General features: G+C 34.3%; 23 protein-coding genes, 1 tRNA gene and 2 pseudogenes. 13 read left to right on the plus strand and 13 right to left on the minus strand.

Features of this window, described 5'->3' with window-relative positions; all coding sequences use genetic code 11:
- From OPR46_RS01295 to rnc, 3 genes are all read left to right on the plus strand, one after another.
- A tRNA-Cys gene (locus OPR46_RS01295) sits at positions 1-72 on the plus strand.
- 121 nt (positions 73-193) lie between these two features.
- Entirely contained in the window at positions 194-1,261 is a 1,068-nt protein-coding gene (locus OPR46_RS01300; protein ID WP_265043570.1) for a quinone-dependent dihydroorotate dehydrogenase, read from the plus strand.
- Between the two features lie 90 nt (positions 1,262-1,351).
- A complete protein-coding gene (gene rnc / locus OPR46_RS01305; protein WP_006279914.1) occupies positions 1,352-2,050 on the plus strand; it encodes a ribonuclease III in 699 nt (232 codons plus the stop codon).
- Between the two features lie 56 nt (positions 2,051-2,106).
- Here rnc and OPR46_RS01310 read toward each other — a convergent pair whose 3' ends face one another.
- A complete protein-coding gene (locus OPR46_RS01310) occupies positions 2,107-2,241 on the minus strand; it encodes a hypothetical protein (RefSeq protein WP_265043572.1) in 135 nt (44 codons plus the stop codon).
- Between OPR46_RS01310 and OPR46_RS01315 the strand changes: the two are divergent.
- Positions 2,218-2,370 (plus strand): annotated as a pseudogene (locus OPR46_RS01315) (IS66 family transposase); the annotation flags it as partial. The gene OPR46_RS01310 and the pseudogene OPR46_RS01315 sit on opposite strands and share 24 nt — an antisense overlap.
- Before the next feature lie 122 nt (positions 2,371-2,492).
- On the opposite strand, the gene OPR46_RS01320 reads toward OPR46_RS01315, so the two are convergent.
- The 4 genes from OPR46_RS01320 to OPR46_RS01335 all read right to left on the minus strand — a co-directional run bounded on the left by OPR46_RS01320 (position 2,493) and on the right by OPR46_RS01335 (position 4,764).
- Positions 2,493-3,035, minus strand: a complete 543-nt coding sequence (locus tag OPR46_RS01320; protein ID WP_265043574.1) for a hypothetical protein — start codon at positions 3,033-3,035, stop codon at positions 2,493-2,495.
- 109 nt (positions 3,036-3,144) lie between these two features.
- Positions 3,145-3,612: a phospholipase D family nuclease gene (locus tag OPR46_RS01325; RefSeq protein WP_406833329.1), complete on the minus strand. Its 468-nt coding sequence runs from the start codon at positions 3,610-3,612 to the stop codon at positions 3,145-3,147.
- A complete protein-coding gene (locus tag OPR46_RS01330; RefSeq protein ID WP_265043576.1) occupies positions 3,524-3,787 on the minus strand; it encodes a hypothetical protein in 264 nt (87 codons plus the stop codon). Before OPR46_RS01330 ends, OPR46_RS01325 begins: the two co-directional genes overlap by 89 nt.
- Before the next feature lie 152 nt (positions 3,788-3,939).
- Complete coding sequence (locus tag OPR46_RS01335; protein ID WP_265043577.1) at positions 3,940-4,764, minus strand: hypothetical protein; 825 nt, start codon at positions 4,762-4,764, stop codon at positions 3,940-3,942.
- Positions 4,765-4,923: 159 nt separating this feature from the next.
- Between OPR46_RS01335 and OPR46_RS01340 the strand changes: the two genes are divergently transcribed.
- The 3 genes and pseudogenes from OPR46_RS01340 to OPR46_RS06620 all read left to right on the plus strand — a co-directional run bounded on the left by OPR46_RS01340 (position 4,924) and on the right by OPR46_RS06620 (position 5,904).
- Complete coding sequence (locus OPR46_RS01340; protein ID WP_264339684.1) at positions 4,924-5,562, plus strand: HAD family hydrolase; 639 nt, start codon at positions 4,924-4,926, stop codon at positions 5,560-5,562.
- Positions 5,562-5,714 (plus strand): annotated as a pseudogene (locus OPR46_RS06530) (RDD family protein); the annotation flags it as partial. The gene OPR46_RS01340 and the pseudogene OPR46_RS06530, both read left to right, overlap by 1 nt.
- Positions 5,715-5,754: 40 nt before the next feature.
- Positions 5,755-5,904 carry a hypothetical protein gene (locus tag OPR46_RS06620; RefSeq protein WP_265043578.1) on the plus strand — a complete coding sequence of 50 codons (150 nt, stop codon included), beginning with the start codon at positions 5,755-5,757 and terminating at the stop codon, positions 5,902-5,904.
- Positions 5,905-6,059: 155 nt separating this feature from the next.
- Here OPR46_RS06620 and OPR46_RS01350 read toward each other — a convergent pair whose 3' ends face one another.
- The gene (locus tag OPR46_RS01350; RefSeq protein ID WP_265043579.1) at positions 6,060-6,287 is read right to left on the minus strand and encodes a hypothetical protein; all 228 of its coding nucleotides are present in this window, start codon (positions 6,285-6,287) and stop codon (positions 6,060-6,062) included.
- A 36-nt stretch (positions 6,288-6,323) separates the two neighbouring features.
- On the opposite strand from OPR46_RS01350, the gene bfr reads away from it, so the two are divergent.
- Together bfr and OPR46_RS01360 are read left to right on the plus strand one after the other, a co-directional pair.
- The gene (bfr, locus tag OPR46_RS01355) at positions 6,324-6,800 is read left to right on the plus strand and encodes a bacterioferritin (protein ID WP_077188433.1); all 477 of its coding nucleotides are present in this window, start codon (positions 6,324-6,326) and stop codon (positions 6,798-6,800) included.
- Position 6,801: 1 nt separating this feature from the next.
- Positions 6,802-7,419: an SURF1 family protein gene (locus tag OPR46_RS01360; protein ID WP_213863315.1), complete on the plus strand. Its 618-nt coding sequence runs from the start codon at positions 6,802-6,804 to the stop codon at positions 7,417-7,419.
- Between the two features lie 30 nt (positions 7,420-7,449).
- Here the strand turns inward: OPR46_RS01360 and OPR46_RS01365 are convergent, their stop codons facing one another.
- Positions 7,450-9,168 (minus strand): monovalent cation:proton antiporter-2 (CPA2) family protein, encoded by a 1,719-nt coding sequence (locus OPR46_RS01365; RefSeq protein WP_265043580.1) that lies wholly within the window; start codon positions 9,166-9,168, stop codon positions 7,450-7,452.
- 5 nt (positions 9,169-9,173) lie between these two features.
- Positions 9,174-9,746 (minus strand): thioredoxin family protein, encoded by a 573-nt coding sequence (locus tag OPR46_RS01370; protein ID WP_265043582.1) that lies wholly within the window; start codon positions 9,744-9,746, stop codon positions 9,174-9,176.
- Positions 9,747-9,854: 108 nt separating this feature from the next.
- Between OPR46_RS01370 and tmk the strand changes: the two genes are divergently transcribed.
- Positions 9,855-10,445, plus strand: coding sequence for a dTMP kinase (gene tmk, locus OPR46_RS01375; protein WP_265043584.1), 591 nt, complete (start codon positions 9,855-9,857; stop codon positions 10,443-10,445).
- 105 nt (positions 10,446-10,550) lie between these two features.
- Here tmk and OPR46_RS01380 read toward each other — a convergent pair whose 3' ends face one another.
- Positions 10,551-10,796, minus strand: coding sequence for a hypothetical protein (locus OPR46_RS01380; protein ID WP_265043585.1), 246 nt, complete (start codon positions 10,794-10,796; stop codon positions 10,551-10,553).
- Positions 10,797-10,811: 15 nt separating this feature from the next.
- Between OPR46_RS01380 and OPR46_RS01385 the strand changes: the two genes are divergently transcribed.
- On the plus strand, positions 10,812-10,964 hold the full coding sequence (locus OPR46_RS01385; RefSeq protein WP_265043586.1) for a hypothetical protein: 153 nt from the start codon (positions 10,812-10,814) through the stop codon (positions 10,962-10,964).
- Here OPR46_RS01385 and OPR46_RS01390 read toward each other — a convergent pair.
- The 4 genes from OPR46_RS01390 to OPR46_RS01405 all read right to left on the minus strand — a co-directional run bounded on the left by OPR46_RS01390 (position 10,916) and on the right by OPR46_RS01405 (position 15,129).
- Positions 10,916-11,164: a hypothetical protein gene (locus OPR46_RS01390; protein ID WP_265043587.1), complete on the minus strand. Its 249-nt coding sequence runs from the start codon at positions 11,162-11,164 to the stop codon at positions 10,916-10,918. The genes OPR46_RS01385 and OPR46_RS01390 overlap by 49 nt on opposite strands.
- Positions 11,165-11,318: 154 nt before the next feature.
- On the minus strand, positions 11,319-13,157 hold the full coding sequence (gene ftsH / locus OPR46_RS01395) for an ATP-dependent zinc metalloprotease FtsH (RefSeq protein ID WP_265043588.1): 1,839 nt from the start codon (positions 13,155-13,157) through the stop codon (positions 11,319-11,321).
- A gap of 12 nt (positions 13,158-13,169) precedes the next feature.
- Positions 13,170-14,465, minus strand: a complete 1,296-nt coding sequence (gene tilS / locus OPR46_RS01400) for a tRNA lysidine(34) synthetase TilS (protein WP_265043590.1) — start codon at positions 14,463-14,465, stop codon at positions 13,170-13,172.
- A 184-nt stretch (positions 14,466-14,649) separates the two neighbouring features.
- Entirely contained in the window at positions 14,650-15,129 is a 480-nt protein-coding gene (locus OPR46_RS01405) for an OmpA family protein (protein WP_265043592.1), read from the minus strand.
- Between the two features lie 275 nt (positions 15,130-15,404).
- Here OPR46_RS01405 and OPR46_RS01410 point away from each other — a divergent pair, with 275 nt between their 5' ends.
- A complete protein-coding gene (locus tag OPR46_RS01410) occupies positions 15,405-16,823 on the plus strand; it encodes a gluzincin family metallopeptidase (protein ID WP_265043594.1) in 1,419 nt (472 codons plus the stop codon).
- A 23-nt stretch (positions 16,824-16,846) separates the two neighbouring features.
- Positions 16,847-17,923 carry a rod shape-determining protein gene (locus OPR46_RS01415; RefSeq protein WP_265043596.1) on the plus strand — a complete coding sequence of 359 codons (1,077 nt, stop codon included), beginning with the start codon at positions 16,847-16,849 and terminating at the stop codon, positions 17,921-17,923.
- The last annotated feature ends 179 nt before the right edge of the window (positions 17,924-18,102 follow it).

An 18,102-nucleotide genomic window follows, 5' to 3' on the forward strand; every position in this document is an offset into this window, starting at 1 on the left:
GGCTGGGTGGCAGAATGGCTTATGCGGAGGACTGCAAATCCTTTTATACCGGTTCAATTCCGGTCCCGGCCTCTTTCATTCTCTATATCTTGTAAAAGTTAACAGTAGCTTTAAGTGTGTAACCTATAGAGAAAGCTTGTCCATAGTAAAATCAATTTCTTTTCAAGTTATGGTTATACTCTTATAGCGTTTCATGGTAAAAAATAAACTAAAAATAAGCAAAGTGTTTTACAAACGTAATTTACTATTTTTACTATCGCCCGAAGTTGCTCACTCTTTGGCAATTATGGCATTAAAGAAAATGCCTTATAAGAATCCTATAGAGCTACCAGAATCTTTGAGTGTGAATTTTTTTGGTAATAAGCTCAGAAGCCCCATAGGTCTGGCTGCAGGTTTTGACAAGAATGCAGAAGTTATAAGGCCTATGCTCTCATTTGGTTTTGGGTTTATTGAAACTGGTACTGTAACTCGTAATCCACAATATGGAAACAAAAAGCCAAGAATTTTTCGGTTAATTAAAGATCAAGGGGTAATTAACAGATTGGGATTTAACAATAAAGGAATAGACTATTTTCTTAAACAAATAGGTGAAACCAAGCTTGATGACTGCATTTTTGGCATCAACATAGGAAAAAACAGTACATCAAAGGACCAAATCAGCGATTATGTTGACTTAATAAAGATAGTATATGGAAAGAGCAATTATATAGTGCTGAACATCTCATCCCCAAACACGCCTAATTTACGCAATCTGCACAATAAGCAAGAATTATCGGAATTGTTGAAATCCGTAACTCTAATCCGAAAATCAATTGATAATTCTAAATCCATACCAATAATATTAAAAATCTCACCAGATGTAGATCAGCAAACGAAAGAAAATATCGCTGAGCTTGCGTTGGAATATAAGATTGACGGATTAACAGTAAGCAACACTACGGTAAGTAGAGATAATCTGCATTCTCACCATAATGAGAGTGGTGGGTTGAGTGGCAAACCGCTGTTTAAACTTTCAACCGAGTTATTGGGCGATATGTACAAATTTACTAAGGGCAAAATATTATTGATAGGGTGCGGAGGAATCTCAAGTGGTGCTGATGCATATAAAAAAATAAAGGCAGGAGCTTCTTTGGTGCAGTTGTACACTGCTCTCATATACCACGGACCTCAAGTTGTAAACAAAATTAATCTAGAACTTGCAGAACTAATAAGGAGAGATGGATTTAGTAACATTAGTGAGGTGGTGGGTTGTATACATTAATTTTGGAAGTTGGTGGTATTATTTTAATAAAATAAAACTAATTCTCTGGTATAAAGGTGGTAGAAAGTGCTTTTCTTTTAAATAATTGGTATGAAGAGTTTGAATGATGCAATATCTAAGATCATTGATTATAAATTTACAAATTATGCAATATTAGAAGAGGCACTAACTCACCCAAGCGTAAATAAAAGGAATAGCAAAAATCAGATTGTAAGCTACGAAAGACTAGAGTTTTTGGGCGATAGTGTTTTGAATATGGTTGTATCTGCCACACTGTTTAAACTATTTCCTGAAGAAAAAGAAGGAGCATTGGCAAAAAGAAAGACGGATTTAGTTTGTGGCAACACCATTGCTAATGTTGCTAAAGAAATAAAATTAGGCAGCTTTATCATCATGAATAATAGTGAACGCTGCAATGGAGGGAGATGTAACTTAAAAAATTTAGAAAACTCGCTTGAAGCACTAATAGGTGCAATTTATATTGATGGCGGGCTTGAAAATGTTGAAAAATTTATTATCCAATATTGGGAAAAGCTAGCTAAAGGCATGCTTGACCCCCCTCAAGATCCTAAAACCTCACTGCAAGAGTGGACTCAGAAAAACAAATTGCCTTTACCAGAGTATGAGCTTGTAAAACAAACTGGACCAGCGCACAATCCTGAATTTACTATATCAGTTTGCATAGAAGATTATGGTAAAGTTTCTGCATGCGCTTCTAGTAAAAAGATTGCTGAACAAAAAGCTGCTGAGTTGATGCTAGAAAAAATTGGAAAAGACGCTTCAGTTTAGGCAAAATAGGCATTAATGTAAATTTTAAGGAAGCTAATAGCGTTTAGGGTAAATGGTCAATTTAAGGAGAAGCATAGTATGGCCTTTCTTATAATAGTCCGAATGCGATAAGATATGTGTTTATGGCTATAGCAGGCCAGTAGCATATTACGGTCTGTTCGGATTATTGTAAAAAGAGCTATATTATTCATAAAAAAGTTGATCTACCAAAAATCAAGCCTTATGTAGTGGAATATCAATGGCTGTTGTCGGAGATGCGGAAAAAAAGAAGTAGCAAGTTACCAAAAGGTGTTATGCCAGATACATTTGGTCCAAGAGTTGTTTTGTGAAGTTGACAGAGTCAAGGAGAATGAAAGTTTTAAAAAATAGCATATTTTTTAATTATAAAAATTTGATATTAACTGTTGTTGGTTGATTGAGTAAAAACCAGTGAATGGTCACGTTAAAACATATTTTTAAATTTCTGCCAAAATCCTGGTTTATTATCATTAACCTTTGTAAATGTTATATTTAAACTGTATTTCGGATCATTTGGCGCGTCGTATTTTATGCTAAATGTTGAAACTTTATCGTTATTGTAAATATGTACATCATCATATGATAGCTTTGTTGTGTAACACTTTACATACTTTTGCTTATCATGCACTAAATCACCTGACTCCCTTTCTAGTTCCACAAATTTCGTTTTTTTCTGACATTCCTTCATTTTTATTAAATCCTTATCTAGTGATATTGAAACTGGCAACGTATTTCCAGCATATTCTTTAGCTAAAAGTTCACTTTGAGGATACATTTTTATTTCCCTGCCAAAATGTGAGTCTATGAAATTATTACTCCAAAATTTATCGCCAGAATGCACGTACTCATCAGTAGCATACGGCACCCCACCATAATTGCATTGAACTTTGTAATCTCCAACACCGTTGTTTTGAAAAAAATCATGAATAGCAGTGTAGCTACCGGCAGCATCATTTATATAATCCATTACTTTATTCCTTAAATTTTTAGTTCATTATATCATAATCATTATGCCAATCAATCAAAAAAGCTCTCCCTTGCTGTTTTTAAAACTGATTTTGAGCAAGCGCTCTCGATTAGTTGGGAGCGTATTTGTAAGATTGTGACATTCGTGCCTCCCAGTTTTTCACATACTGCTGAATCAATTCAGGATAATCTGTAATAATTAATAAATTTTCAGCATTTCCTTTTTTAGCTGTCTTAATAAGGTTAAACGACCCTGTGATAACTTTTTGATTATCAACAATCATTATCTTGTTATGAGCAATTTTTGGCTTATCATCGATCCAAACTGGTACTCCACCTGAAAATAATTCATTTATAACACTATATTTTGAGTAGAGTTGCGATTTATCTAAGATGACTTTAACATCAACGCCACGTTCTTTAGCATTGATCAAAGATTTTGCAATTGTTCCAAGAGTAAATGTATATTCTTGAACTAAGATAGATTTTTTAGACTGATCTATTACGCTGATTATCGGCATAGCACAATCTTCTCCAGGTGAAAAGCAAACCGTAGCTTTTGGGCAGGGCGAAAATATAAAACCCGCATAGTATAGCCTTTCTTATAATAGTCCGAATGCGATAAGATATGTGTTTATGGCTATAGCAGGCCAGTAGCATATTACGGTCTGTTCGGATTATTGTAAAAAGAGCTATAACTCCAATTGTGTTTTGGCATAAAACGCGACGCGTATTAGACTTATTTGCAAGCAAAGCTTGCTAGATCCAAGTAGTCAGGGCACTGGGATGACATCATAGGGACACTGGGATGACACCCTGACAATCGTCATCCCGCTACTTGTTAGCGGATGAGATACCGAGGCGGTATGACGGTTCGTGGCGGTATAATGAAGCTTGAAAGCGGATCACCTTTCACGACCCGTGTTTACTTCATTCACTTTAGGAGTATTAACAGGCGTTATTGCCGGGTTCTCAAGCTTTGTTGCCTGCTTCAAACCCTCGCTTACACTTTTGTCCTTTAAAATTTCATCAAGCTGCTTACTCTTTTGTTGCTCTTCGTTATTTGACGTATCTCTTTGAGCATCTTCTTTCATGCCACGAGCATTCTCTACATCCTTTTCACCTTCACCTAAAAATTTTTCTAATATTTTCTTAACAAAGCGCTTCAGAAGACTCAAAAACCCTTCTTCTTTTTGATTTTCTTGTGGTTGAGGCGTGTTATCTTTTTTGTCCGGCTCAGTGTTGAGCTTCTCTTTTACAGAACTCTTGCTCACTGAGGGATTAACGGTTTGTGAATCGTGCTCTGATGCTGTTTGCACAGAAGCTTCAGTAGTCTTTTTTTGTGTATTATGTTCAAGGTCTTTAACTGCTGTTGTAGTTTTTCTCTGAGTGTCTTGGAGTTTTTTGTCACTTTTTGGCTCTGCAACTTTTTCACTTGTGAAGATGCCCTTCCCTTTATATTGTTGGTCAAGCTCAGCAATTCTTTCAAAATCTTGACGTACTTTTTCATCTGCACGTCCTTTTTGACTTTCAAATTTCTGACTCAATTCTGCAACGTTTTTCATTTTGTTCTCAAGTTCCTTACTTTTCACAGCTTTTAGAGCCTCTGTTCCTTTTGCGATATAATTAACCTTCTTTTCTAATGAGGTACCTTCTGGAAAAGCACCTGGAGAACGTTCAAAAACATCTTTAAACTTTTTTTCAACACTTTCTTTAGATGTCTGGGCCATACCTGTTACCTATTAAAACATATCATATAACCAGTATGTTAGCTAATTATATAAAAAACAGTTAACATAACTTGTGGTAAAGAGTAAGAGCGTCCTATTTATATTTTTTTTATTAAAATGTTATTTACTTATTAATTTAAAATATATAACAATATAGAAATGAAAAACAGCCCATTAGCAGTAGTATTCGATTGGGATAATACCTTAGTTGACACTCAAGATAACATTTTTAATGCTATTAAGCATACCATAAACTCAATGGGGTATAGTAATAAAGCTGCTGATAGAAATTCCCACGAGTCAAGAAAGAGCTATATGGTCAATTTATTTGGCGATCAGTGGAAAAAAGCGAACCAGATATATCAACAATACTTAGATAATGCGCTATTACAAAACATTGCTCTGAATCAAGGAGTAGAGAAAATGTTGCAGACACTGAAAAGCCACAATATTTACCTAGCAATAGTAAGTAATAAGAAAAATACTAATTTACGTAAAGAAGTTGCCTATTTTAAACTAGATTCCTACTTTGAAAGAGTGGTTGGGTCATGCGATACTGCAGAAGATAAACCATCTGTAACCCCACTGCTATTTGCATTAGAAGAGAGTACGTTGCCTATAAATAGAGAAAATGTGTTTTTCGTTGGTGATAGCATCACAGATGTTCTGTGTGCACAAAATGCCAATTGTTTACCTATTATATACGGTCAATCAATAAGCGGTTATGAAGATTTGTTATGTTTTCAACATTTTGATAAACTTACAGATTTTGTAATAAAGTATTTAGAAGATAGGTAATGACCGCTGTTACAGAGATTGCCAGTATAACAAGACGCTTTTGCGCGTATTTAATAGATGTAGCAATTTTATTAATTCCAACTTTATTAATTATACTGCTATTAGAGGATTCTCCGTTGATCTTACATCTATCATACATGTGTGTAAATTGTAGTTATAGCTCTTTTTACAATAATCCGAACAGACCGTAATATGCTACTGGCCTGCTATAGCCATAAACACATATCTTATCGCATTCGGACTATTATAAGAAAGGCTATACTTCACATATTTTATATCTTCAAAGGCCCAAGCAACTCCCGGTCAACAGTTAATGAATATGTATACTATCAGTTTAGATAATTCTAAAATAGACTTGAATTTAGCGTTTGACAGAAGCTCTTCCCAGTTTTTTCTTCCTTTGTTAAACAGTGTAGTAGTTGTCCTTACTGAATTTTTGCGAGATCAGGAAGTATTAGTGAATGTCTTGAGTGCATTGAAAGTAATTATAGTGCTACTCACTCTCTGCTGGTATCTATAGCCTTTCTTATAATAGTCCGAATGCGATAAGATATGTGTTTATGGCTATAGCAGGCCAGTAGCATATTACGGTCTGTTCGGATTATTGTAAAAAGAGCTATAGTTGCTTGCTTCTCTAAGAAAAAACAGACATACCACGACATGCTATTTAATACGGTTGTTATCAAAGGAACTATTAAATGAGTTGCTATAACTATCGTTATCATATAAATTATGCTGATGAATTGAACTAAGGGAAGATTATGAATGAAGAGATAGTAAAACATTTGAACAAATTATTGACCAATGAGCTGACTTCTGTACGCCAGTATCTTTTGCATTTTGCGATTCTCAAAAACAATGGAATTAATAGACTTGCAGAAAAGGTAAAAAATGAGCTTAACGAAGAACTTGAACATGCAAACAAGTTGGCAGAAAGAATTTTGTTATTTAAAGGAGTCCCAAATTTTCAGGATACAAACGAAATATCAAAGTATGATGGAAAGTTTACAAAAGACACAATACGGAAAATCTTAGAAGCTAATTTGAAATTAGAGGGAAAAGGTATTAAGGATATAAAAGAAACGATTTCTATCGCTGAGAAAGAAAAGGATTTTGTTAGTGTAATGTTATTAGAAGAGATGTTAAAAAATGAAGAAGAGCACTTTCATTGGATTGAGAAACAGATCGATCTTATTGAACTAATGGGTGTTGAAAACTATTTAAGAACACAAATATAGAGTGTTAAAAAAGATAGTATTTATTTTAATTATACCTTGCTCACTTCTTTTTTTATTAGGGTTATGGCAAATATTCAGATTGAACTGGAAGAATAATATTATTAAAAGTATGAGTCTTCCAGTGGTTCATCTATTGCCCAATAACGACCTTGAAAAATTTAACTATAGGCATGTCAAGATTGATGGGATTCTAAGTGACATAGAACTATATGTTTTTGCAGGGCAACACGGCTATCACGTGCTGTCTCCTATGTTGCTCACCACTGGACGTTACATGTTGGTGAATAAAGGAATAGTCGGAGAAAAAAAGGAGAAAAAAGTAAAAATTGAAAAAGTAGTTGCAGATGGAATTTTATATTGCGATAGCAATAAAAGTAAAAATTGGTTTATCAAGAACGATACTGCTTCGAATACATGGTTTACCCTGAGTACAGAAGAAATTTCCAATGAGTTAGGTATTAAGCTAGAGAAGTGTGTATTGTGGCCGAACAATTTTGGCAGCAAAGTAGCTATACAGCCAATGAAGCATTTGGAATATGCAATCACTTGGTTTGCACTTTCCTTAATTTGGTTGATTATGTGCGTAATTTACTATAGGCAAAACCTCAATAAAGCTTGAAGCTTTCTGTACATAAAATTAGAGAAGTAGTTATTCACCTTTATCACTACCAAGGTCTTTTAACATACTGTAATTGCCTTTTCTGAATCTACTTTTTAAAGACGTAACTCCACTTTCGCTAATACCACTAAGGCTCAGTGCAGCTCCACCTAGCTGCAATCCTATCTCAGATGTTTCAGGAATAATTTTACTAGCTCCTAGATCTCTATAAACCTCCACATTACTCAGATCTGGTAAGCGTATTACAATATTTACATGCGGAAAATTTGCTGCAACTAAAGAAACAACTTTTTTTATAGTAACTTCATTCTTTATTGAAATAACGAGAGCTTGAGCTCTTTCTATTCCTACCGATTTTAAAATTTCACATCTTGTAACATCTCCAAGATATATAGGAAAACTATCACTTTTTCCTTCTTTGACTATTTTCGATTGAATATCTACAACAACATAACTTAAATGCTCTGCCGTAAGCATTTTTGTTACCATATATCCCACTCTACCAAATCCAGCAACTATCACATGGTTATAAAGATCTTGTGTATCTGTTTCAACAGCTTCATCATCTAATATTGTTTTCTCAGTGCTAAATGAGTTTGCTATCCAATCTCCAAGCCCTGATAAAAGAGGAGTGAAAGCCATGGTTACTGTAGTTACCATCATAAGTACTTGAGCGATTTCACTTGGTAGCACATTTAGCTCATCTGCTAAGCGAAACAAAATAAACGCAAATTCACCGCCTTGTGAAAGCAGTAACCCAGCTTGTATAGCAGGTGCACTCTTAAACCCAAAAAATCTACACAATATATATATAATAGATGTTTTTAAAACGATAAGGATAATCGATAATAAAGTAATTAGTGGTAACTTATTGAGTAAAAGTTCGGTATTGATGGACATACCAACAGTCATGAAAAATAAGCCAAGAAACAAATCTTTAAATGGCAATACTGCGTGTTCTACTGAGTGTCTATATTCTGTTTCTGCAACTAACAATCCAGCAACAAATGCACCTAATGCTAACGATAAATGGAATTGCTCAGTAATAAATGCTGCTCCTAATACTATTAAAAGCGTTGTTGATATAAAGATCTCATTACTTTCCATTTTAGCAATAACCGAAAATAAAGGTCTAAGCAATAATCTACCAGTTATAAATATCAGCACTAATGCAATAGCTGCTTGCACCAATGAACCTGCCAATGAGCTTATCAGGCTGTGCTCAGAATTGCCAGTAAGTAAAGGTACCAATACTATTAATGGTACCACTGCAAAATCTTGCATTAATAGCACTGCTATCGACAATCTACCAACCTGACTTGCTTGAGAACCTTTTTCTTGCAGAACCTGCAACACTATTGCTGTTGAGGATAGCGCAAGCCCACCACCAATAACTGTTGCTATATTCGTATTCACTCCGAAAGCAAGAGCGATGCACCATATTGCTACCATGGTAACTATAACTTGAAGAGAACCGAACCCAAATACATGAATACGCATAGCGATCAGGCGTTCAAATGTCAATTCAAGGCCTATAATGAATAATAGAAAAACTACACCAAATTCTGCAAGATTATCCATTGCTTCAGCTGAGTGTATCAGATTAAATCCGTGAGAACCAATAACTGCACCTGCAACGAAGTAACCAAGCACTGGACTAATATTCATTTTCCAAAATGCTATGACTATAAACACAGCAGCAGAAAGCAAAATTATAATATCAAACAAATGCTGAGAGCCACTGTGCATGATATTCAACCTGTAGAATTAGACCATTTAATTGAGCAGCCAATACTTGATTTTTGGTCAATTGGAGAATTACCAGTTTCTGCAATAAATTTCATAGCTTGAAATAAGTGACTACTTCCTACTTCATAGCTTTGAACCTTTTCTTTTTTTGCGTCGTTAAAACGTCCACGATAGCAAAGGTTTAAATTGGAATTAAAGCCGAAAAAGTCAGGAGTGCAAACAGCCCCGTATTCTTTAGCTATTTTCTGTGTACTATCAATTAAATATGGAAATGTAAACTTATTTTCCTTGGCAAAATTAATCATATTTTCAAAGGAATCCTCTGGATATTCATTTACATCATTTGGCATTATTGCAATGGTGTCTACCTGATAATCTTTTTTCAATTGATCAACATCGCTTACCAGATTGCTAATAATTGACTGAACGTAAGGACAGTGATTGCATATAAACATTACAATAAGACCATTTTTTCCACAACAGTCACTTAATGTATAGTATTTATTGTCTACTCCCAAAAGATTAAAATCTTTTGCAGTAAAACTAAAATCGACTTTAGGAGTATTCAGAGCAACCATAGACTATCATTATACCATATGTAATTTACGGTCTTATTATTTAAATGTCAAACGGTTTCTATATATACTGTTTGCATATTCTTTTTTAGTATTATAATTATAATACTTATGTTCATAACTTTCGAAGGAATAGACGGCTCTGGTAAAACAACACAATCTGAGCTGCTTGCAAATCATTTTAAGCAAATTCGCGGTGAAAATAGCGTAGTATTGACTCGGGAACCAGGCGGCACTGATTTTGCAGAAAAGATAAGAGGAGTGTTGTTAACAAATAATATTGATCCTATTTCTGAACTCTTGCTACTTATCTCGATGAGGCGCGAACATATGAAAAAATTAATATTACCGGCTCTTGCAGAAGGAAAAATAGTGATTTGTGATCGGTTTATTGATTCAACTATTGCATACCAAGGATATGGGTTTGGAGTTGATTTAAAACTAATAGAAGATTTGCACAGGTTGGTTGAAGTTAGATATCCAGATATTACATTTATTCTAGATATTGACGTTGAAGTTGGGTTAAATAGAGCAAAAGACAAGAATAAATATGAAGAAATGGATGTTAATTTTTACAATAAGGTCAGAAAAGGGTTTCAGGAAATATCCATAAAAGAGCCCGTTAGGTGCAGTGTTATCACTGAAATTGAAACAAAAAATGATAATCACGTACACAATGAAATTATTGATAAAATCACCTAACTTGTGATAGAAAATTATCAATTTCAGGTAACATTATTTCATATGAATGACTTTTTGTTTGAGTAGCTAAAAAATCCTGTATTTTGTCTGGATCTTCTTCACTTATCATCTTATAGCCTTTCTTATAATAGTCCGAATGCGATAAGATATGTGTTTATGGCTATAGCAGGCCAGTAGCATATTACGGTCTGTTCGGATTATTGTAAAAAGAGCTATATATGCCCTTGCGAGGTTCATTAATTCACTTCTATTTTTTTTATTGCTTACTTCAGTAATAGTAAAAAATTGATCAAAATGGTCTAAGAGGTCTTTATTTTTTATTGAAGACACAATATCGTCAATTTCTTTCACATATAATGCAAGTTTGTGTGCTTTACTAGGATCTTCAAAACAAAGATTATAGATCTTTTTACAATAATCCGAACAGACCGTAATATGCTACTGGCCTGCTATAGCCATAAACACATATCTTATCGCATTCGGATTATTGTAAAAAGAGCTATAAATATGAACATGTAATAACCCATCGATAAAGTGAAGGGCAAGAACATAGCCGGAAGTAAAAACGGAGCTAATACATTTTGTGACGCAGGGAAAATAAACCAGGTAACAGTTGCTATTGACACAGCTACAAATAATCCTGATAAACATAATTGTGCTTTTCTTCTATAATTCTGATCAATAACTGTACTTACACCAATAGAAGCTATATCAATCATTACTCACACCTCATTAAACATTAATACTAACTGAATGATAGCATTATTGTGATGAAAATGTAATATTATGAATATTTTAATACAATTTATATTGACAGTTACAATTCTGAATGTTTTATTGCAGCGTTAGCTGATTAGCATTTTTAAGATGAGGTCAACTCTCATAGAGAGAGGATTTTTTTATTTTCTCATTCTTCTCATTTTCCTCTCTAACAATTTTTTTTCCATTTAATATGTCCTTTATTTCATCTCCTGTTAAAGTTTCAAACTCCAGTAGATTTTCGGCAATGAGATCTAAGCCTTTCTTATGCTTGGTCAAAATGTCTTTTGCTTTTTCATAGCAAGAAAATACAACTTTCTTCACTTCTTCATCTATAAGTTTTAACGTATCTTCAGAAATTATCTCAGAACCATGTATGGTTTGTTCGCGATTGTGATAGATCGGGCCTATTTTGTCACTCATTCCCCATTTTGTTACCATAGCGCGTGATAAATCAGATGCTTGTTTTATATCCGAAGATGCACCGCTTGTGACTTTATCGTAGCCAAAAATTAGCTCTTCTGCCACTCTTCCACCCATTGCAACAGTTATATCTGCTAGCATCTTTTCTCTTGTGAGGGACACTCTATCTGTTTCTGGTAGTCTCATAACTAAACCGAGTGCCCTACCGCGTGGAATAATTGTCGCCTTGTGTATAGGATCAGAAGCAGGCATATTAACAGCAATCATCGCATGACCAGCTTCATGGTATGCAGTCAGTCTCTTTTCCTCTTCTGTCATAATGAGAGATCGCCTTTCTACGCCCATCATCACTTTATCACGTGCATACTCGAAATCATCCATGGTAACAATCTTCTTGTTTCTTCTTGCAGCGATAAGTGCAGATTCATTCACCAAATTTGCTAGATCAGCCCCTGAAAAACCTGGTGTTCCTCTTGCAACTGTTTTCACGTTTACATCTGGTGCTATTGATATTCTCTTTATATGAGTATTTAATATCTTTTCACGCCCATTTATATCGGGTAAAGAAATAGTAATCTGTCGGTCAAAACGACCAGGTCTAAGCAGTGCTGGATCTAAGACATCCGGACGGTTAGTCGCAGCAATTATTATTACACCTTCATTAGACTCAAAGCCATCCATCTCAACTAATAACTGATTTAATGTTTGTTCTCTTTCATCATTGCCGCCACCAAGACCAATGCCACGATTTCTACCCACCGCATCTATTTCATCTATAAAAATTATACAAGGAGCATTTTTCTTGCCTTGATCAAACATATCACGAACACGACTTGCACCAACACCCACAAACATTTCAACAAAATCAGATCCAGAAATACTAAAGAATGGCACATTAGCTTCTCCTGCAATTGCACGAGCAAGTAAAGTTTTACCAGTTCCAGGAGAGCCAATCAAAAGGCACCCTTTTGGTATTTTTCCACCTAATATTTGAAATTTTTGCCTTTGTTTAAGAAAATCAACGATCTCTACTAGCTCTTCTTTTGCTTCATCAATTCCGGCAACATCATCAAATGTTACTTTTTTTCCACTAGTCATGAGTCTAGCCCTTGATTTGCCAAAGCTTATAGTTCTGTTGCCCCCCGCTTGTGTTTGTTTAAGAAAGAATAGCAAGAAGCCAATAAAGATAAATGTTGGGACCCATGAGATAAGTAATCCACCAATTACGTTCATGGCAGAATCTCCAGTTGAAAAGGAGAATCTCACTTTTCTATCATGTAAATTTTTTATTAGGTCGCTATATATGACACCGCTTGAATTGAAACTTGAACCGTCCCTGAACTTGCCTTCAATGCTCTGGTTTTTTATGACAATATTTTCTACATCATTGTCTTCTAGTCTAGTTAAAAATTCCGAAAAAGGTATAATTGTTTTACTTTTACCTACATTTCCGCTGAACTGAATATAAGCAACTGAAATAAGAACAATAATTACTAACCAGATCAATAAGCCTTCTAAAAATTTTTTCATTTCTATTTCTAACTAAATACTAATCAAGCTTACCAAATTTTGTTTTATCGTGCTATTAATAATGCATTGAACCTTATCGTCATTGGTATTTTTTCCGTTATAATTTACATCAGGATAAGCAAGCACCTTTCCATCTTTTAGCACTACAGGCAAAGAATAGAAAACTTCAGGGCAGCAGTTGTAATCCTTCAGAAATTCAGGAACTTTTTGTGTTTTTTTTAATGGAGCGATGATAACTGAACATTCTTGATTTCCGAGTATTGTGCAGCTAAATCTGTTATCCCATTGAGTAGGTTCATTTAAAGGTAGGTTTAAGGTAATTTCTTGTATCTTTGACGATTCTCTAATTATCAAGATATTTTCTCCATGTTTTCTTATTTTACACCCAGAAAGTGTACAGTTAACATTACTATCCTTTTGCAATATTTTATTAAATATTACGATAAGGCTGTTGTACCTTGGTTTATAATGTTTACTGGCAATTGCCATTATGGAGTAAAGAAGAAGCCTCAAGGCTATTTCCTCTGGCAATTGATAAAACTCACTTAGTTTAATTTCAATATAACCAAGATCATGCACATTAACGCAGTCATTAAACGCAAGGCGTGTGTAGTGCATCAACGCTTTTGCAGCTGTTTTCATATGAAGGGCTGTGAGGCATATTCGCTCTGTTAAAATCTCTTGATTATCACTTGCTTTAAGTAAGTTACGGTATAAAGTTCGCCTGTATTTTAAGTCATAGTTGCTTCTATCTTCGATCCATTTTAACCGATGAAGCTTAGCGTACTTTTCTATTTCACTACGACTAAAATTTAACAATGGCCTAAATATATAAATACCATTTAGGAAAGACTTGTAGTCCATTGATGATAATCCATCTACGCCACTACCTCGCTCTAATCTTAACAAGAACGTTTCTGCTTGATCATCTTTGTGATGAGCAACAAGTAAATATTTAACATTATTATTTTTACACCACTCTGCTAGTAACTTATACCGTGCTTTTCGTGCCTGTAACTGAATATTGCCTTTAATATTTTGCTTCTCCCAATTTAATATGAACGATTCCTTTGCTTCAAGTTCCTTTGCATAACTTACAACAAAATCAGCTTCTTTTTGAGACTCTGGACGTAACCCATGATTTACTGTTAATGCTGTAGGAAGTGAAAGCTTGTTTTTTTTTGCCCAGTTAGTCATTAAGTGCAGTAAGACTATACTATCTACACCACCTGATACTGCAACTGCAACTTGATTGTTATAGAAAGCAAAACTATTAACCACATTTTGAAATAATAACTCTAATTCCATTATGTCTCTTGATGGCCAGACAGGTCAGATCTCTTACGTCATACCGCGACTTATTTGTGGTATATATAGATCCCGCTAACAAGCAACGAAATATGACAAGTTTGTCCTTTTTTGTCTACCCCAGTGCCCTTCCTTTACGTAATCCCAGTGTTTGACACTGGGATCCAGGTTTTAATGCAAGAAACTATTTCTTTATTCCAGAAAATGAAAATTCCACTCTACGATTTTTAGCATGCTCTTTTTCATATTTAGAATTTCTAGAATCATCTTTTACATTAACCAAAGGCTCAGTTTCACCTTTAGAAGCAGTTTTTATTCTGTTTTCTATGTAGGGTGTACAACTAACCATAAATTTTTTAGCTGCATCTGCCCTTCTAGCGCCTAGCGCAAGATTATATTCATGAGAACCACGGTTGTCAGTGTGACCAGTTAAAGTAACCTTCGCGTTAGGGTTATCTTGTAACACCTCCATTACGTCAAGTAATGCATCTGCACTTACTTCAGTAATACTAGATTCATCATAACCAAAGAAAACTCTTTTATCACCTATCTGCTTAACAACAGAATTTATTTTATTTGTTGTATTTGCTCCTTTTTTTGGGCAAGAACTTACACCAGTAAGTAATAAACAAAAACAGCACATTATAACCAGTCTACTCCACATTACTAAACCTCCATAAATTTTAAATAGTGCGTAACTTTAATTTTAGTAGCTAATATCTCTCCATATTGTAATATAGTCAAGAGAAATAAAATACTAAATACTTTTTCTACAACCTTACAATTAATTTTCCTATAATATGCTGGACTCTGAGTAGAAAAATCCAATAAAAGAATAAAAAGTACAATTTTTTATTGTACTTTAAGCAAATATACTTTTAACTTTATTATTAATCTATTACGGTATTAAACAGATGTTTTCTAAAATAATGAACAAATATGCAATCTTATAAGTTTTTAGAGGTATTATATAGGGTAAAGAATATCGAAAATACGCTAAAAGTACTAAACCAAAGCCAATTGAATATAGAGGACAAAGTTGAACAAATGAGTCTTCTAGAAGAAATCAGACATGAAATTATCTCTCATGACGCAATAAAGGAATCATTAGCAGATGCTCTTGGTAACAAAAAAAGTGCAAATACTCAGCAGCTAAAGTTAATAGAGAGAATACATAAAAGCAACAGCGCTGTTCCTATTGATTTAGTAAAGTCTTTATCCAAAGCTAAGGTTGAATGCCAAAATTTATGGAAGCTATCTCATTCTGAAACCAGTAACTTAGAAAAACTAAAAGAACGTTTTACTGATTTAATCACACTCATTCGCGAAGTAGCTTCTATAAAATCGCAGCAATTAAAATGCTCAAAATACGACTCACTGCTTGCTGACTATGACTCTGATATCACAGAAAAGAATATAAGTGAAGTATTCCCCAAGGTAGGCAAATTTTTTAGCGAAAATGTAGATAAAATAATTGAAAAGCAGAAAAAGGATAAGGTTACTAATATACAAAAAGTTGCTACTCAGAAACAGATTGAACTTGGCTCATTATGTTTACAGCAAATGGGTATTGCACTAAATGAGATTCGTACTTCTTATTACTACCCTATAGATTATGATGAATCTGATTTTTGTTATGGTTTATTTTCACTTTTACGGCATAGTGGTTATGCAATTTATCAAAAATGTTTAGCGCAAAATTCTATAAGTAGTCCAATTACGAGACATGTTATGTATGAAACTCAAGGGTTATTCATGGAAAGGATGATTGGAACATCCAGAGAATTTATTGAGTTTATTCAACCACACATAAAAGAGAAATTTGCTATAAAAGGCAAAACTAACGAGAAAGTTAGCAGTGTTGAAAATTTGTACTTGATTTTCAATGAAATAAACCTTTCTTCTTTTTTAAAAAATGCAGATGAATTTAGTCTGTTAGCTCATATTATGTTGAGAACTAGGTTAGAACAAGATATAATAAATGGTACATTGGAAGTCAAAGACCTGCATGATGCGTGGCTGGAAGGTATGAAGCACTATAAAATTCCAGTAAAAGCTGAAAATGAGCTAAACACTTATTTTCAAGATGAATATTGGGCAAGCGGTGTTATGGGCTACTTTCCTATAAAAATTATTGCTTTAATTGCTGCTGTGCAGATTTTCTCTTGCGTTAAAAAGAATCATTACGAATCATTAAGTGCTATAATAAAAGGAGATTTTAGTTTACTTATCAGTTGGTTATCTCAAAATATATACAGTGCAAAGTGTGGCCTGGAACTGCTAAAAAAAGTAACAGGTAAGGGTTTAGACGTTGAGTGTGTTACTTACTACTTATCTGAAAAGTATAATTTGTCTTAATAAATGGTTTTCTTGAGTTATGTATGAATTTTGTTCGAAAATTAACCGGAAAGTTTTATAGCCTTTTCACTTTCAAAGGTTTATTCGCTAGCGATATTGCTATAGATCTTGGCACTGCAAACACTTTAGTTTATCAGAAAAATCAGGGAATAGTGCTTGATGAGCCTTCAGTTGTAGCAAGAATAAAAGAAAAAGGAAGCTATGTTCCTTATGCTTTTGGTAAAAAAGCTAAAATGATGCTTGGAAAAACGCCTGGAGAGATAGAGGCGATAAGGCCCTTAAAAGATGGAGTCATTGCTGATTTTAAAAGTGCGGAAGAAATGCTAAAATATTTCATACGCAGTGCAAACACAAAATTCACTGTTAATAAACCTAATATTATCATATGCGTTCCATCTGGATCCACGCCAGTTGAAAGGCGTGCTATACAAGATGCAGCAGAAAGTGCTGGTGCAAATGAAGTATTTTTAATTGAAGAACCAATGGCTGCAGGAATCGGAGCTGGGCTCCCGGTTACCGAACCTGAAGGTTCTATGATTGTTGATATAGGAGGCGGTACAACTGAAGTTGCAATTATTTCTTTAGGTGGAATTGTTTATTCACGTTCTGCCAGAGTAGGTGGCGATATTATGGATGAGGCAATAAAGTCATATATTCGTGAAAATCATAAATTATTAATCGGTGAAACAACCGCTGAGAAAATTAAGAAAAGCATAGGTTCAGCCAGTCTGCCAGGTGAAAATAACAAAGAGGGAATGATAATTAAGGGCAGGGATTTAGTGAGTGGCATGCCAAAAGAAATGCTTTTATCAGAATACCAAGTTGCAGAGAGTTTAATAGAGCCTGTACATCAGATAATTTCTGCTATTAAGACTGCGCTGGAGAGCACTCCACCTGAACTTTCTTCTGATATAGTCGATAGAGGAATAGTTTTATCCGGTGGTGGTGGATTATTACGTAATCTAGGTAAAGTTATCAGTGAAACAACAAAATTACCGGTTCGTGTTGCAGATGACCCACTTTGTTGTGTTGCCTTAGGTAGTGGAAAAGTGCTTGAAAACATGGATTATTTTGGCCATGTTTTATTCAAGCAAGATTAAATTATTTTTGAAGGTAGTTTATCGAATTGTTTTGATGGAATTATGTAATATAAATGAGATCCCAGTGTCATGCACCAAGTAATTTGAAGGCAACTTCTAGCAGAAAAGGGTGTCATCCGAGTAGCTAACACTGGGATCCAGGAAACTTGATTACAAATAAATATGCTGTTTTAATGAAT

It is taken from the genome of Wolbachia endosymbiont (group A) of Scambus nigricans (assembly GCF_947251485.1).
GTDB classification, from domain to species: Bacteria; Pseudomonadota; Alphaproteobacteria; order Rickettsiales; family Anaplasmataceae; genus Wolbachia; species Wolbachia pipientis.